General features: G+C 71.8%; 14 protein-coding genes. 13 read left to right on the top strand and 1 reads right to left on the bottom strand.

The window, feature by feature from the left end:
- Positions 1–98: 98 nt before the first annotated feature.
- Positions 99–1223 carry a YihY/virulence factor BrkB family protein gene (locus BX286_RS28385; protein WP_079430342.1) on the bottom strand — a complete coding sequence of 375 codons (1125 nt, stop codon included), beginning with the start codon at positions 1221–1223 and terminating at the stop codon, positions 99–101.
- Between the two features lie 17 nt (positions 1224–1240).
- On the opposite strand from BX286_RS28385, the gene BX286_RS28380 reads away from it, so the two are divergent.
- The 13 genes from BX286_RS28380 (at position 1241) to BX286_RS28320 (ending at position 14205) form a co-directional block, all read left to right on the top strand.
- Entirely contained in the window at positions 1241–2896 is a 1656-nt protein-coding gene (locus BX286_RS28380; protein ID WP_079430341.1) for an acyl-CoA dehydrogenase family protein, read from the top strand.
- Between the two features lie 438 nt (positions 2897–3334).
- Positions 3335–4621, top strand: coding sequence for a GAF domain-containing protein (locus BX286_RS28375; protein ID WP_121017746.1), 1287 nt, complete (start codon positions 3335–3337; stop codon positions 4619–4621).
- 5 nt (positions 4622–4626) lie between these two features.
- Positions 4627–5190: a GNAT family N-acetyltransferase gene (locus BX286_RS28370; protein ID WP_079430340.1), complete on the top strand. Its 564-nt coding sequence runs from the start codon at positions 4627–4629 to the stop codon at positions 5188–5190.
- A 187-nt stretch (positions 5191–5377) separates the two neighbouring features.
- Positions 5378–5461: a putative leader peptide gene (locus tag BX286_RS38090; RefSeq protein ID WP_358899165.1), complete on the top strand. Its 84-nt coding sequence runs from the start codon at positions 5378–5380 to the stop codon at positions 5459–5461.
- 217 nt (positions 5462–5678) lie between these two features.
- The gene (locus tag BX286_RS28365) at positions 5679–7385 is read left to right on the top strand and encodes a nitrite/sulfite reductase (protein WP_100862611.1); all 1707 of its coding nucleotides are present in this window, start codon (positions 5679–5681) and stop codon (positions 7383–7385) included.
- Positions 7382–7561 (top strand): hypothetical protein, encoded by a 180-nt coding sequence (locus BX286_RS28360; RefSeq protein ID WP_121016662.1) that lies wholly within the window; start codon positions 7382–7384, stop codon positions 7559–7561. The genes BX286_RS28365 and BX286_RS28360 overlap by 4 nt, the downstream gene beginning before the upstream one ends.
- A complete protein-coding gene (locus BX286_RS28355; protein ID WP_121016660.1) occupies positions 7558–8265 on the top strand; it encodes a phosphoadenylyl-sulfate reductase in 708 nt (235 codons plus the stop codon). The genes BX286_RS28360 and BX286_RS28355 overlap by 4 nt, the downstream gene beginning before the upstream one ends.
- Positions 8265–8867, top strand: coding sequence for an adenylyl-sulfate kinase (cysC, locus tag BX286_RS28350; RefSeq protein ID WP_107502373.1), 603 nt, complete (start codon positions 8265–8267; stop codon positions 8865–8867). Before BX286_RS28355 ends, cysC begins: the two co-directional genes overlap by 1 nt.
- The gene (gene cysD, locus BX286_RS28345) at positions 8864–9805 is read left to right on the top strand and encodes a sulfate adenylyltransferase subunit CysD (protein WP_079430335.1); all 942 of its coding nucleotides are present in this window, start codon (positions 8864–8866) and stop codon (positions 9803–9805) included. The genes cysC and cysD overlap by 4 nt, the downstream gene beginning before the upstream one ends.
- A gap of 2 nt (positions 9806–9807) precedes the next feature.
- Entirely contained in the window at positions 9808–11136 is a 1329-nt protein-coding gene (locus BX286_RS28340; protein ID WP_079430334.1) for a sulfate adenylyltransferase subunit 1, read from the top strand.
- A gap of 215 nt (positions 11137–11351) precedes the next feature.
- On the top strand, positions 11352–12473 hold the full coding sequence (locus BX286_RS28330; RefSeq protein ID WP_079430332.1) for an aliphatic sulfonate ABC transporter substrate-binding protein: 1122 nt from the start codon (positions 11352–11354) through the stop codon (positions 12471–12473).
- Positions 12474–12506: 33 nt separating this feature from the next.
- The gene (locus tag BX286_RS28325; RefSeq protein ID WP_121016659.1) at positions 12507–13325 is read left to right on the top strand and encodes an ABC transporter ATP-binding protein; all 819 of its coding nucleotides are present in this window, start codon (positions 12507–12509) and stop codon (positions 13323–13325) included.
- The gene (locus BX286_RS28320; protein ID WP_121016657.1) at positions 13312–14205 is read left to right on the top strand and encodes an ABC transporter permease; all 894 of its coding nucleotides are present in this window, start codon (positions 13312–13314) and stop codon (positions 14203–14205) included. The genes BX286_RS28325 and BX286_RS28320 overlap by 14 nt, the downstream gene beginning before the upstream one ends.
- The last annotated feature ends 7 nt before the right edge of the window (positions 14206–14212 follow it).

The following is a 14212-nucleotide window of genomic DNA, read 5'->3' as shown; positions in this document are numbered from 1 at the left end:
GGAACGGGCCGCGTCCGCGTGATCGGCGCCGGGGTGGATCCCGGGTGGAGGTTGGCTCTCCACCCACGGGTGGAGAGGGGCGGCCGCCGCCGGGCCGGTCAGTGTTTGCGCAGGCGGGAGGTGTAGTCGTCCGGCGGCAGGAAGTTCGACCAGCGCTCGGGGAACTCCGAGGGCATCCCGGCGTCCTCGTCGTCCTCGGACTCCCCCTCGGCCAGGGCCCGCCAGGCGGCGGCCCGGGCGACGAGCTGGGCGGCCTCGGCCTCGCGGACCCGTTCGTTGGCCTCGCGGGCGGCGGCGGTGGCCACCGAGGGCCAGACCCGGTCGATGGCGGCGTTGACGGCCGCGCCGACGAGCACCGCGAAGGCCGAGATGCCGATCCACAGCAGGATGGCGACCGGGGCGGCCAGGGACCCGTAGATGGTCGGGCCCTCCACGGTGTTGGTGAGGTAGATCCGCAGCAGGAACGAGCCGAGCACCCACATCGCGAGGGCGACGAGCGCGCCGGGGACGTCCTCGATCCAGGGCGAGCGGACGGGCACGGAGACGTGGTAGAGCGTGGTGAGGAAGGCGATGGAGAGCAGGGTGACCACCGGCCAGTACAGGACGGCGATCACCTCGGTGCTCCAGGGCACCAGCCGGACGACGGCGTCGGGGCCGACCACCATCAGCGGCAGCACGATCGCGCCGATCACCAGGGCGACGACGTAGAGGAGGAAGGCGAGCAGCCGGGTCTTGACGATGCCGCGCTGCCCGTCGAGCCCGTACATGACGGTGATGGTGTCGATGAAGACGTTGACGGCGCGGGAGCCGGACCACAGGGCGAAGGCGAAGCCGAGGGAGATCAGGTCGGGGCGGCCCTCGCGGGTGACGTCGTCGAGCATCGGCCGGGCGATGTCGTTGACGCCCCGGTCGGACAGGACGGTGCCGACGGCGCGCAGGATGTTCTCCTCGATGCTGGCCACGGACTGGGTGTTGGTCCAGCCGTCCACGTAGCCGAGGAGGCCCAGCAGGCCGAGGAAGAGCGGGGGCAGGGACAGGAGGGTGAAGAAGGCGGCTTCGGCGGCGAGCCCGAGGATCCGGTACTCGATGCACGAGTTGACCGTGTCTTTGAGGAGCAGCCAGCCCATCTTGCGCTTGGAGACGTTGCGGTAGAGGACGCGGGCCCGGTGGAGCCTGCCCGGACGGGCCGGGGTTCCCTCGGGTGTTTCTTTTGCTGGCTGCACGTCCTTACCGTAGCCGCATGGCAGCCACCACCCACACAGTCAGCAACCAGGCCCCGCCGCTCGTCGGGTACGAGGTCTACCTCGGCGACCGTGCCCTCACCGAGGGGGTGGAGCGGCACCTCGCCGACGCGGCTCCCGGCGTCCGGGACGAGGTGCGCCGGGAGCTCACCGATCTGGGGCGCTCCGCGGGGTCGGCGCAGGCCCAGCGGTGGGGCCGGGAGGCGAACGAGAACCCGCCGGTGCTGCGGACGCACGACCGCTACGGGCACCGGATCGACGAGGTGGAGTTCCATCCGGCGTGGCACCGGCTGCTGGGGCACGCGGTGGGTGCGGGGCTGACCGACGCCTGGGGGCGGCCGTCGGGGCACCTGCGGCGGACGGCGGGCTTCTTCGTGTGGTCGCAGGCGGAGGCGGGGCACGGCTGCCCGGTGTCGATGACGCACGCGGCGGTGCCGGCGCTGCGCGCGGATCCGGAGCTGGCCGCGCGGTGGGAGCCGCTGCTGACCTCGCACGTGTACGAGGAGGGGCTGCGGCCGCCGGGGGACAAGGCCGGGGTGCTGTTCGGGATGGCGATGACGGAGAAGCAGGGCGGCAGTGACGTCCGGGCGAACACGACGTCGGCGAAGCCGCTGGACGCCTCCGGGGAGTACCTGCTGACCGGGCACAAGTGGTTCTGTTCGGCCCCGATGTCGGACGCCTTCCTGGTGCTGGCGCAGGCGGCCCCCTCGGGGAAGGACAGGCTGACCTGCTTCCTGGTGCCGCGGGTGCTGCCGGACGGGACGCGGAACGCGTTCGCGATCCAGCGGCTGAAGGAGAAGCTGGGGAACCGGTCGAACGCGTCGGGGGAGATCGAGTTCGACGGGACCTGGGCGCGGCGGGTGGGCGAGGAGGGGCAGGGGGTGCGGACCATCATCGGGATGGTCGCGGCGACCCGGATGGACTGTGTGACCGGGTCGGCCGCGCTGATGCGGCAGGCGCTGACGCAGGCCGTCCACCACGCGGAGCACCGCTCTGCTTTCGGAGCGCCGCTCATCGACCAGCCGCTGATGCGCAACGTCCTCGCCGACCTCGCCCTGGAGTCGGAGGCGGCCACCGCCTTGACCCTGCGCCTGGCGGCCGCGCACGACGCGGGGACCGAGCAGGAGCGGGCCTTCCTGCGGCTGGCGGTGCCTGCGGCGAAGTACTGGGTGACCAAGCGCTGTACGCCGATGGTGGCGGAGGCACTGGAGTGTCTGGGGGGAAACGGCTACGTAGAGGAGTCCGGGCTGCCGAGACTGCTGCGCGAATCCCCGGTGAACTCGATCTGGGAGGGCTCGGGCAACGTCCAGTCCCTGGACGTGCTGCGCGCCCTGCAGCGGGAGCCGCAGGCCCTGAACGCCTTCCTCCAGGAGATCGGCCTGGCCCGGGGCGCCGACCACCGGCTGGACGCGGCCGTCAAGCACTTGTTCACGGACCTCGCGGACCTGGAGGGGATCGAGGGACGGGCGCGCCGGGTGGTGGAGCGGATGACGCTGGTGCTGCAGGGTTCGCTGCTGGTGCGCTTCGCCCCGCCGGAGGTGGCCGACGCCTTCTGCGCGTCGCGGCTCGGCGGCGACTGGGGGGCGGCCTTCGGGACGCTGCCGCACACCCTGGACCTGGGTGCGGTGGTGGCACGGGCGCGGATCGCGGGCTGAACGCGGTCCCCTGACCGCTGCGGTTCGCGCGGTTCCCGGATGGTCCCCAAACCAGCCGGGACCGCGGGGCCGCGGCGGTCCCCAAACCACCGCGACCTTGAACCGTTCAGCGCCGGGATCCGAACCCGTCCAGGTGGGACCGGGGGTGGCGCCGCGCCGACTCGGCACCACCCCTGGTCCCAAGAGCCCCGAGGAAGGAGCTGTCACGCCGCTGGGCGGCGTACCGATAGTTTCGGTCGGACGGCCGGGGGTTGGCGAGAGTTGCATACCGTTGCAACCCTTCGGTCGACAGGTGGTCGCAGGTGCCCGCCGCACGTGCCCGGGGAAGGGTCTCGCGCGCCGGCCTCGGCGGTTTCCGCAGTACGTCCTGTTCAGCACGGGGAGGTTCCGGTGGCCAACACCGCAGGCAGCACGGTCGACGTGGCGCGCATCTCGGCCATGGACGCGCGGGACGCCGCGCGTCTGCTCAAGGGGGTACGGGCGGCGGCGCTGGCCGGGGACCGCCCGCCGGCCGCCCCGCGCCCGGAGATCGCCGAGTCCTGGCGGCGGATGATGGCCGGCGGGGTGCACCCCGACCGGGACACGCGCTCGCGGATGCTGTCGGCCGCCGAGACCGAGGAGCGCCGGCAGGTCTCACCGCTGCGGGAGCTCCTGCCCGTCCTGCGGGAGGGGCTGCTGCCCGAGCTGGACGAGTCCCTGCACATCATGGTCGTCGCCGACGCCGACGGGCGGCTGCTGTGGCGGGAGGGGCACAGCAGCATCCTGCGCAAGGCCGACCGGCTGGGGTTCGCGGTGGGGGCCGACTGGGACGAGGCCGTGGTCGGCACGAACGGGGTGGGCACCTCGCTGGTGACCCGGCGGCCGGTGCAGGTGTTCTCCGCCGAGCACTTCGTCTCCAGCCATCACGACTGGACCTGCGCCGGTGCCCCCGTGCACGACCCCCGGGACGGGCAGCTGCTGGGCGTGGTCGACGTCAGCGGGCCGCTGGCCACGATGCACCCGGCGACGCTGGCCTGGGTCAGCTCGGTGGCCCGGCTGGCCGAGCGGGAGCTGCGGGTGCGCCACCTGGAGTCCCTGGAGCGGCTGCGGACGGTGGCGGCGCCGCTGCTGGCCCGCCTGCCGGGGCGGGCGGTGGCCGTGGACCCGCACGGCTGGACGGCGGCGGTGACGGGGCTGGTCCCCGCGGACCGGGTGCAGCTGCCGAAGGCGCTGGGCCCCGGGCGGCTGTGGATCCCGCAGCTGGGCGACTGCGTCGCCGAGCCGCTGCCCGGGGGCTGGCTGCTGCGCCTGGAGGAGCGTTCGGCGGCCGCGGCGGTGAGCCGGGTGGTGCTGGACCTGAGCCGGCCCCGGTCCTGGTCGGCGACGGTGTACGGGGCCGCGGGCAGCTGGTCGCAGGAGCTCAGCCCGCGCCACGCCGAGCTGCTGTTCCTGCTGGCGGAGACCCCGCGCGGGCGGACGGCGGCGGAGCTGGCGCAGGAGCTGTTCGGGGACCCCACGCGTACGGTGACGGTCCGGGCCGAGCTCTCCCGGGTCCGCCGCCACCTCGCCGGGGTGCTGAGCCACCGGCCGTACCGGTTCGCGGAGGACGTGGAGGTGGAGCTGATCCGCCCGCAGCACCCGGCCGGGCTGCTGCCGCACTCCACGGCCCCGGCGGTGGTCCGGGCCCGGCTGGGCCTGGGGGGTCCCTGGGGAGCGCCGGGGGCCTCCGGGGGTGTGGTTCCCTGAAGCGCATGAGCACCATCACACTGACCACCTGGTCCCTCGAGATGACCTCTCCCGCCGACCTGGTTCCGGCGGCCCACCCCGGCCCGGAGATCACGATCAGCCGGGCCGAGGTGCCCTCCCCCGAGTTCAGCCGCTTCCTGTACGCCTCGGTGGGCCAGGACATCCACTGGACGGACCGGCTGTCGCTGACCCGCGCGCAGTGGGTGGAGCAGCTGGAGCGGCCGGGCGTGGAGACGTGGGTGGCGTACGACCGGGGCACCCCGGCGGGGTACGTGGAGTTCGACCCGCAGCCGGACGGCGTGGTGGAGATCATCTACTTCGGACTGCTGCCCGCCTTCCGGGGCCGGCGGATCGGGGGGCACCTGCTGTCGGTGGGCATAGCCCGCGCCTGGGACCTCGCGGAGCGCTGGCCGGACCGCGAGCCCACCCGCCGTGTCTGGCTGCACACGTGCAGCCAGGACGGGCCCACGGCGATGGACAACTACCAGCGTCGCGGCTTCAAGCTCTTCAAGACGGAAACGGAAGAGAAGCAGGACACCCCGACCCCCGGCCCCTGGCCCGGCGCGTAGGCCCCCGTCCCTTCATTTCACGAGGCCCCGTCCGCGCCGCCCCGGCCCTCCGGGCGGCGCGGGCGGGGCGGGAACGGAAGACCCGTGCGGCGTGACTCCCGTCACGCGATCTCATAATCCGGGACCAGTTCGTCCGCATGATGGACAGTAGTGGACTCCTCCAATCGGCCCGTGCCACGCTTCGGCCATGAATGGAGCTGGAATCGCCTTGGTGAGTCGACGTCACGTCGACCTCGGCCGCATGTCCAGCGCCATGTGTCGCGCGAGCTGACGGAACCAGCCACCGCCGCACGTCGCCGCCGTCCCCGCCGCCGCGGACGCGTCGACCCCCTGCAAGCCCCCTGAAGGCCGAACACCGCCCTCGCATGCCGGAAACCCCGACAAAAGGGCGGAAATCGACCACACCTGCTCGGAGATTCCAGCGTGACAGGGGCGCGCCGCCGCTCCCCCTGCCCCGCCTCGAGCCGTTGAAGAAGGACGTACCCGCCATGGCCGCCACCCCCGAAACGCCCGCAGCCGCCCCTGCAGCCGCCGCGCGCCGCAAGACCGGCCGTCACCGCGGTGAGGGCCAGTGGGCCGTCGGACACCACACCCCCCTCAACGGCAACGAGCAGTTCAAGAAGGACGACGACGGTCTCAACGTGCGGACGCGCATTGAGACGATCTACTCCAAGACGGGCTTCGACTCGATCGACCCCAACGACCTGCGCGGCCGTATGCGCTGGTGGGGTCTCTACACCCAGCGCAAGCCCGGGATCGACGGCGGCAAGACCGCGATCCTGGAGCCGGAGGAGCTGGACGACAAGTACTTCATGCTGCGCGTCCGCATCGACGGCGGCCGGCTGACCACCGAGCAGCTGCGCGTCATCGGCGAGATCTCCGAGGAGTTCGCGCGCGGTACCGCCGACCTCACCGACCGCCAGAACGTGCAGTACCACTGGATCCGGATCGAGGACGTCCCCGAGATCTGGCGCCGCCTGGAGGCCGTCGGCCTGTCCACCACCGAGGCCTGCGGTGACACCCCCCGCGTCATCCTCGGCTCGCCCGTCGCCGGCATCGCCCAGGACGAGATCATCGACGGCACCCCCGCCATCGAGGAGATCTACCGCCGCATCGTCGGCAACAAGGACTTCTCCAACCTGCCCCGCAAGTTCAAGTCCGCGATCTCCGGCTCGCCGCTGCTCGACGTGGCGCACGAGATCAACGACGTCGCCTTCGTCGGCGTGAACCACCCGGAGCACGGCCCCGGCTTCGACGTCTGGGTCGGCGGCGGCCTGTCCACCAACCCCAAGCTGGGCGTCCGCCTGGGCACCTGGGTCTCGCTCGACGAGGTCCCGGACGTCTACGAGGGCGTCATCTCGATCTTCCGCGACTACGGCTACCGGCGCCTGCGCACCCGCGCCCGCCTGAAGTTCCTCGTCGCCGACTGGGGCGCGGCCAAGTTCCGCCAGGTCCTGGAGGACGAGTACCTGAAGCGCAAGCTGTCCGACGGCCCCGCGCCCGAGCAGCCCAGCGGCCAGTGGCGCGACCACGTCGGCGTGCACCAGCAGCAGGACGGCAGGTTCTACGTCGGCTTCGCCCCCCGCGTCGGCCGTGTGGACGGCGCCACCCTGACCAAGATCGCGGAGATCGCCGAGCAGCACGGCTCCGGCCGCCTGCGCACCACCGCCGAGCAGAAGATGATCGTCCTCGACATCGAGGCCGACAAGGTCGACTCCCTCGTCGGGGCGCTGGAGGCGCTGGACCTGCGGGTCAAGCCGTCTCCGTTCCGCCGCGGCACCATGGCCTGCACCGGCATCGAGTTCTGCAAGCTGGCCATCGTCGAGACCAAGGGCCGCGGCGCGTCCCTGATCGACGAACTGGAGCGCCGCCTCCCGGACTTCGCCGAGCCGCTCACCATCAACATCAACGGGTGCCCGAACGCCTGCGCCCGTATCCAGGTGGCGGACATCGGTCTCAAGGGCCAGCTGGTCCTGGACGACGAGGGCAACCAGGTCGAGGGCTACCAGGTCCACCTGGGCGGCGCCCTGGGCCTGGAGGCCGGCTTCGGCCGCAAGGTCCGCGGCCTCAAGGTCACCTCGGCCGGTCTGCCGGACTACGTCGAGCGGGTCGTCACGCGCTTCGAGGAGCAGCGCGAGGACGGCGAGCGCTTCGCCGCCTGGGTCGGCCGCGCCAAGGACGAGGACCTCTCGTGAGCGAGCGCGCCGCACCGTTCTACTGCCCGTACTGCGGCGCCGAGGACCTGTTTCCCAACGAAACGGGCCACGGCGCCTGGGAATGCAGGGCCTGCAACCGAGCCTTCCAGCTGAAGTACCTCGGGCTGCTGGCCCGGGGTGTTCAGACCAACGTCGCTGGAGGGGACGAGATATGACCACCGTTCAAGACGCGCGTCTCACGGAACTCAAGGAACTCGCCGGGTGGGCGGGCCGGGAGCTGGAGGACGCCTCCGCACTGGAGATCCTCACCTGGGCCGCGGAGACCTTCGGTGCGAAGTTCTGCGTGACCTCCTCGATGGAGGACGCGGTGGTCGCCCACCTCGCCTCCCGCGCCTTCCCCGGCGTGGACGTGGTGTTCCTGGACACCGGCTACCACTTCGAGGAGACCATCGGCACCCGCGACGCGGTCGAGGCCGTGATGGACGTCAACGTCATCACCCTCACCCCGCGCCAGAGCGTCGCCGAGCAGGACGCCGAGTACGGGCCGAAGCTCCACGACCGCGACCCCGACCTGTGCTGCGCCCTGCGCAAGGTCAAGCCCCTCGAAGAGGGCCTGACCGCGTACGAGGCCTGGGCCACGGGCCTGCGCCGCGACGAGTCCCCCACCCGGGCGAACACCCCGGTGGTCGGCTGGGACGAGAAGCGGGGCAAGGTCAAGGTCTCGCCGATCGCGCGCTGGACCCAGGAGGACGTGGAGGCGTACGTCGCCGAGCACGGGGTGCTGACCAACCCGCTGCTGATGGACGGCTACACCTCCGTCGGCTGCGCCCCCTGCACCCGCCGGGTCGCCGAGGGCGAGGACGTACGGGCCGGCCGCTGGGCCGGCCGCGGCAAGACCGAGTGCGGACTGCACGGCTGATGACCACCCCCCACCCCCCACAAACCAGGCACACCACGGAACTTACGGAGAAGCGGATGAGCGTGACCGGCCAGGGAGCCACCGTGTGGCTGACCGGTCTGCCCAGCGCGGGCAAGACCACCATCGCCTACGCGCTGGCGGAGCGGCTGCGGGGCGAGGGCCACCGGGTGGAGGTCCTCGACGGCGACGAGATCCGCGAGTTCCTCTCCGCCGGCCTGGGCTTCAGCCGCGAGGACCGGCACACCAACGTGCAGCGGATCGGCTTCGTCGCCGAACTCCTCGCGAGCAACGGCGTCAAGGCCCTCGTCCCGGTGATCGCGCCCTTCGCCGACAGCCGCGAGGCCGTCGCCAAGCGGCACGCCGCCGCCGGTACGCGCTACCTCGAAGTACACGTCGCGACCCCCGTCGAGGTGTGCTCCGAGCGCGACGTGAAGGGCCTGTACGCCAAGCAGGCGGCGGGCGAGATCTCCGGCCTGACCGGCGTCGACGACCCGTACGAGGCACCGCAGACCCCCGACCTCCGCATCGAGTCGCACACGCAGACCGTGCAGGAATCGGCTTCCGCCCTGCACGCACTGCTCACCGAGAGGGGTCTGGCATGACCACCGCCGCGCACCCGCACACCGAGTCCGGCTCCGACGCGCCCTACGCGCTGTCGCACCTCGACGCCCTCGAATCCGAGGCGGTGCACATCTTCCGCGAGGTGGCGGGCGAGTTCGAGAAGCCGGTGATCCTCTTCTCCGGCGGCAAGGACTCCATCGTCATGCTGCACCTGGCGCTGAAGGCCTTCGCCCCCGCCCCGGTGCCCTTCGCCCTGCTGCACGTGGACACCGGCCACAACTTCCCCGAGGTACTGGCCTACCGCGACCGCGCCGTCGCCCGGCACGGCCTGCGCCTGCACGTGGCCTCCGTCCAGGAGTACATCGACGCCGGCAAGCTCCGCGAGCGCCCGGACGGCGTCCGCAACCCGCTTCAGACCGTCCCGCTGACCGAGGCGATCCAGCAGCTGAAGTTCGACGCCGTCTTCGGCGGCGGGCGCCGCGACGAGGAGAAGGCCCGCGCCAAGGAGCGGGTGTTCTCCCTGCGCGACGAGTTCTCCCAGTGGGACCCCCGCCGCCAGCGCCCCGAGCTCTGGCAGCTCTACAACGGGCGCCACGCCCCCGGCGAGCACGTCCGCGTCTTCCCGCTGTCCAACTGGACCGAGCTGGACGTCTGGCAGTACATCGCCCGGGAGGGCATCGAACTGCCGGAGATCTACTTCGCGCACGAGCGGGACGTCTTCCGGCGCAACGGCATGTGGCTGACCGCCGGCGAGTGGGGCGGCCCCAAGGACACCGAGCCGGTGGAGACGCGCCTCGTGCGCTACCGCACCGTCGGTGACATGTCCTGCACCGGCGCCGTCGACTCCGACGCCGCCGACCTGGACGCCGTGATCGCCGAGATCGCCGTCTCCCGCCTCACCGAGCGGGGCGCCACCCGCGCCGACGACAAGCTGTCCGAGGCCGCGATGGAAGACCGCAAGCGCGAAGGGTACTTCTAGCCATGACCACCACCACCGAGCAGCTCAGCGCCACGACGCTGCTGCGCTTCGCCACCGCGGGTTCCGTCGACGACGGCAAGTCCACCCTGGTGGGCCGCCTGCTGCACGACTCGAAGTCGGTCCTCGAGGACCAGCTGGAGGCCGTGGAGCGGGTCTCCGCCGACCGCGGCCAGGACGCCCCGGACCTGGCGCTGCTGACCGACGGCCTGCGGGCCGAGCGGGAGCAGGGCATCACCATCGACGTGGCCTACCGCTACTTCGCCACCGCCCGCCGCCGGTTCATCCTCGCCGACACCCCCGGGCACGTGCAGTACACCCGCAACATGGTCACCGGCGCCTCCACCGCCGACCTCGCCGTGGTCCTCGTCGACGCCCGCAACGGCGTCATCGAGCAGACCCGCCGCCACGCCGCCGTCGCCGCCCTCCTGCGCGTCCCCCACGTCGTCCTCGCCGTCAACAAGATGGACCTCGTCGACTACCGGGAGAGCGTCTTCGCGGAGATCGCCGAGGAGTTCACCGCCTACGCCTCCGAGCTGGGCGTCCCGGAGATCACCGCGATCCCGATCTCGGCGCTGGCCGGGGACAACGTGGTCGAGCCCTCCGCGAACATGGACTGGTACGGCGGCCCGACGGTGCTGGAGCACCTGGAGACCGTCCCGGTCAGCCACGACCTCACCGCCTGCCCGGCGCGTTTCCCCGTGCAGTACGTGATCCGTCCGCAGACCGCCGAGCACCCCGACTACCGCGGCTACGCGGGCCAGATCGCCTCCGGCGTCCTGCGCGTCGGCGAAGCCGTCACGGTCCTGCCGTCGGGCAAGACCTCGGTCATCGAGGGCATCGACGCGCTCGGCGAGCCGGTGGACATCGCCTGGTCCCCGCAGTCGGTGACGCTGCGGCTGAAGGACGACATCGACATCTCGCGCGGCGACCTGATCGCGCCGACCGCGAGCGCGCCGGCCACCACCCAGGACGTCGTCGCGACGGTCTGCCACGTGGCCGACCAGCCGCTGGCCGTGGGCGCGCGGGTGCTGCTGAAGCACACCACGCGCACGGTCAAGGCGATCGTCAAGGAGATCCCGTCCCGGCTGACCCTCGACGACCTCTCCCAGCACCCGGCCCCGGGTCAGCTGGTGGCCAACGACATCGGCCGCGTCGTCGTCCGCACCGCCGAGCCGCTCGCGCTCGACGCGTACGCCGACTCGCGCCGTACCGGGTCCTTCCTGCTGATCGACCCGGCCGACGGCACCACCCTCGCGGCGGGCATGGCGGGCGAGTCCTTCGCCTCCAAGGCCGAAGCGGTACCGGCGGACGAGGAAGGCTGGGACTTCTAGGCCATGCGGACCGACATGTACACCAGCTTCGCCAAGGAGGGCGGCCGCGTGGGAAGCGGCGCCCTCGGCAGCGGCCAGGGCGGAGTGGCCCGATGTGCGTGCTGACCGGACTGCCGTCGGCGTCCCGCCTTCGCCCCCACGCCTGCCCGCCCCCGCACCACCGCCGAAGAACCGCGCCGTAACCGACTGACGGCGCGCCGAGAGGAAGTCCTCCCGTGCCTGCCATCCACAAGACCCTGCTCCGCCGCGGCGCCGTCGCCGCCACCGCCCTGCCGCTGCTGATCGGCGCCCTCGCCTCCTGCGGCTACGGCTCCCAGGCCGAGAAGCCGGAGAACAAGGCGGCCGGCGCCACCGCCGACGGTGGCGCGAAGCTCTCGGCGTCCGAGGTCCGCATCGGGTACTTCCCGAACCTGACCCACGCCACCGCCCTGGTCGGCCTCCAGGAAGGCCTCATCGCCAAGGAACTCGGCGCCACCCAGATCAAGCCGCAGACCTTCAACGCCGGCCCCTCCGAGATCGAAGCCCTCAACGGCGGCTCCCTCGACATCGGCTTCATCGGCCCCTCCCCCTCCATCAACGGCTACGTCAAGTCCAAGGGCTCCAACCTGCGGATCATCTCCGGCTCCGCCTCCGGCGGCGTCAAGCTCGTCGTCAACCCCGACAAGATCAAGACCCTCGACGACCTCAAGGGCAAGAAGATCGCCACCCCGCAGAAGGGCAACACCCAGGACGTCGCCTTCCTCAACTGGATCGCCGAGAAGGGCTGGACGGTCGACCCCGAATCCGGCAAGGGCGACGTCTCCGTCGTCCGCACCGACAACAAGGTCACCCCCGACGCCTTCAAGCAGGGCTCCATCGACGGCGCCTGGGTCCCCGAACCCACCGCCTCCAAGCTCGTCTCCGACGGCGGCTCCGTCCTCCTCGACGAGACCTCCCTGTGGCCCGACAAGAAGTTCGTCATCACCAACGTCATCGTGTCCCAGAAGTTCCTCAAGGAACACGCCGACGTCGTCGAGGCCGTCCTGCGCGGCACCGTCAAGACCAACGAGTGGATCAACGCCAACCCCGAGAAGGCCAAGGCCTCCGCCAACGCCAAGCTCAAGGCCGACAGCGGCAAGGAACTCGACGCCAAGGTCCTCGACCCGGCCTGGCAGTCCATCCTCGTCACCGACGACCCCCTCGCGGGCACCCTGAAGACCGAGTCCGACTGGGCCGTCAAGGCCAAGCTCCTGGACAAGCCCGACCTCACCGGCATCTACGACCTCACGCTCCTCAACAAGGTCCTCAAGACCGCCGGAAAGCCCGAGGTCTCCGACGCCGGCCTCGGCGCCAAGTAACCCGTAGTCCAGCAAACCCAGGAGGTGACGACCATGGCCACCATGCTCGCCAAGGCTGCCGAGGGCGCGGCTGCGGAGCAGACGCACGCCGCCCGCATCGAGCACGTCTCGAAGTCCTTCTCCGGCCCGGCCGGATCGCAGCTCGTCCTGGACGACATCAGCCTCGATGTCGCTCCCGGCGAGTTCGTCACCCTCCTGGGGGCGTCGGGGTGCGGCAAGTCCACCCTGCTGAACCTGGTCGCGGGTCTGGACAAGCCGTCCGCGGGGTCGATCGAGACCCCCGGCGGCCGTCCGGCGCTGATGTTCCAGGAGCACGCCCTGTTCCCCTGGCTGACGGCCGGGAAGAACATCGAGCTGGCGCTGCGGCTGCGCGGGGTGGCCAAGGCCGACCGCAAGCCGGAGGCCGAACGGCTGCTGGAGCTGGTCCGGCTCGGCGGCGCCCACGCCAAGCGCGTCCACGAACTCTCCGGCGGCATGCGCCAGCGCGTCGCCCTCGCCCGGGCCCTCGCCCAGGACAGCCGCCTCCTCCTCATGGACGAGCCGTTCGCGGCCCTCGACGCCATCACCCGCGACGTCCTCCACGGCGAACTCACCCGCATCTGGGACGCCGCGAACATCAGCGGCTCCGCCGCGGGCGGCCTCTCGGTCCTCTTCGTCACCCACAACGTCCGCGAGGCCGTCCGCCTCGCCCAGCGCGTCGTCCTCCTCTCCTCCCGCCCCGGCCGGGTCGCCAAGGAATGGACCGTCGACATCCCCCAGCCGCGCCGCATCGAGGACGCGGACGTAGCCGAGCTGTCCCTCGAGATCACTGAACACCTGCGTGGGGAGATCCGCCGCCATGGCCAGCACTGACACCACCCCCAAGGCGGCGAAGGGCGACGACCTGGCCGGCCTGGAGGCCGGCCTCGACGCCCTCGACGCGGTCCAGACCCACCGCACCCCGGTGCGCGAGGTCCTGACCAAGAAGGTCCTGCCCCCGCTCCTGGCCGTCGGCCTGGTGCTGGTGGTCTGGCAGGTCCTGGTCTCGGCGAAGGTCACCAACGAGACCAAGCTCCCCGCCCTTTCCGCCGTCTGGGACAGCCTGTCCGCGATGTGGCTCAAGGGCACGCTCCTCGACGTCATCTGGACCTCGGTCTCCCGCGGTCTGCTCGGCTTCCTCCTCGCCCTGGCCATCGGCACCCCGCTGGGCCTGCTGGTGGCGCGGGTGAAGTTCGTCCGCGCCGCGATCGGCCCGATCCTCCAGGGCCTGCAGTCCCTGCCCTCGGTCGCCTGGGTGCCGCCGGCGGTGCTCTGGTTCGGCCTCAACGACGCCATGATGTACACGGTGATCCTGCTGGGCGCCGTCCCGTCCATCGCCAACGGTCTCGTCTCCGGCATCGACCAGGTCCCGCCGCTGTTCCTGCGGGCCGGCCGCACCCTGGGCGCCACCGGCCTGCGCGGCGCCTGGCACGTCGTCATGCCGGCCGCCCTGCCGGGCTACGTCGCCGGCCTCAAGCAGGGCTGGGCCTTCTCCTGGCGCTCCCTGATGGCCGCCGAGATCATCGCCAGCTCCCCCGACCTGGGCCTCGGCCTCGGCCAGCTGCTGGAGAACGGCCGCAACAACATCGACCTGCCGGGCGTGTTCCTCGCGATCGTCCTGATCCTGGTCGTGGGCATCGCCATCGACCTGCTGATCTTCAGCCCGGTCGAGCGCTGGGTCCTGCGCAGCCGCGGCCTGCTGGTCAAGAACTGAAACCCGA

Source organism: Streptomyces sp. 3211.6, assembly GCF_003634815.1.
In the GTDB taxonomy this organism is placed as follows: Bacteria; Actinomycetota; Actinomycetes; order Streptomycetales; family Streptomycetaceae; genus Streptomyces; species Streptomyces katrae_A.
This window is presented reverse-complemented; position numbering and strand designations above follow the sequence as displayed.

Excerpts from the sequence above, each read along its gene's own strand:
- BX286_RS28320 (WP_121016657.1), top strand. The coding sequence starts at position 13,312 with ATGGCCAGCACTGACACCACCCCCAAGGCGGCGAAGGGCGACGACCTG.
- BX286_RS28355 (WP_121016660.1), top strand. The coding sequence starts at position 7,558 with ATGACCACCGTTCAAGACGCGCGTCTCACGGAACTCAAGGAACTCGCC.
- BX286_RS28365 (WP_100862611.1), top strand. The coding sequence starts at position 5,679 with ATGGCCGCCACCCCCGAAACGCCCGCAGCCGCCCCTGCAGCCGCCGCG.
- BX286_RS38090 (WP_358899165.1), top strand. The coding sequence starts at position 5,378 with ATGAATGGAGCTGGAATCGCCTTGGTGAGTCGACGTCACGTCGACCTC.
- BX286_RS28380 (WP_079430341.1), top strand. The coding sequence starts at position 1,241 with ATGGCAGCCACCACCCACACAGTCAGCAACCAGGCCCCGCCGCTCGTC.
- BX286_RS28370 (WP_079430340.1), top strand. The coding sequence starts at position 4,627 with ATGAGCACCATCACACTGACCACCTGGTCCCTCGAGATGACCTCTCCC.
- BX286_RS28375 (WP_121017746.1), top strand. The coding sequence starts at position 3,335 with ATGGACGCGCGGGACGCCGCGCGTCTGCTCAAGGGGGTACGGGCGGCG.
- cysD (WP_079430335.1), top strand. The coding sequence starts at position 8,864 with ATGACCACCGCCGCGCACCCGCACACCGAGTCCGGCTCCGACGCGCCC.
- BX286_RS28325 (WP_121016659.1), top strand. The coding sequence starts at position 12,507 with ATGGCCACCATGCTCGCCAAGGCTGCCGAGGGCGCGGCTGCGGAGCAG.
- BX286_RS28340 (WP_079430334.1), top strand. The coding sequence starts at position 9,808 with ATGACCACCACCACCGAGCAGCTCAGCGCCACGACGCTGCTGCGCTTC.
- cysC (WP_107502373.1), top strand. The coding sequence starts at position 8,265 with ATGACCACCCCCCACCCCCCACAAACCAGGCACACCACGGAACTTACG.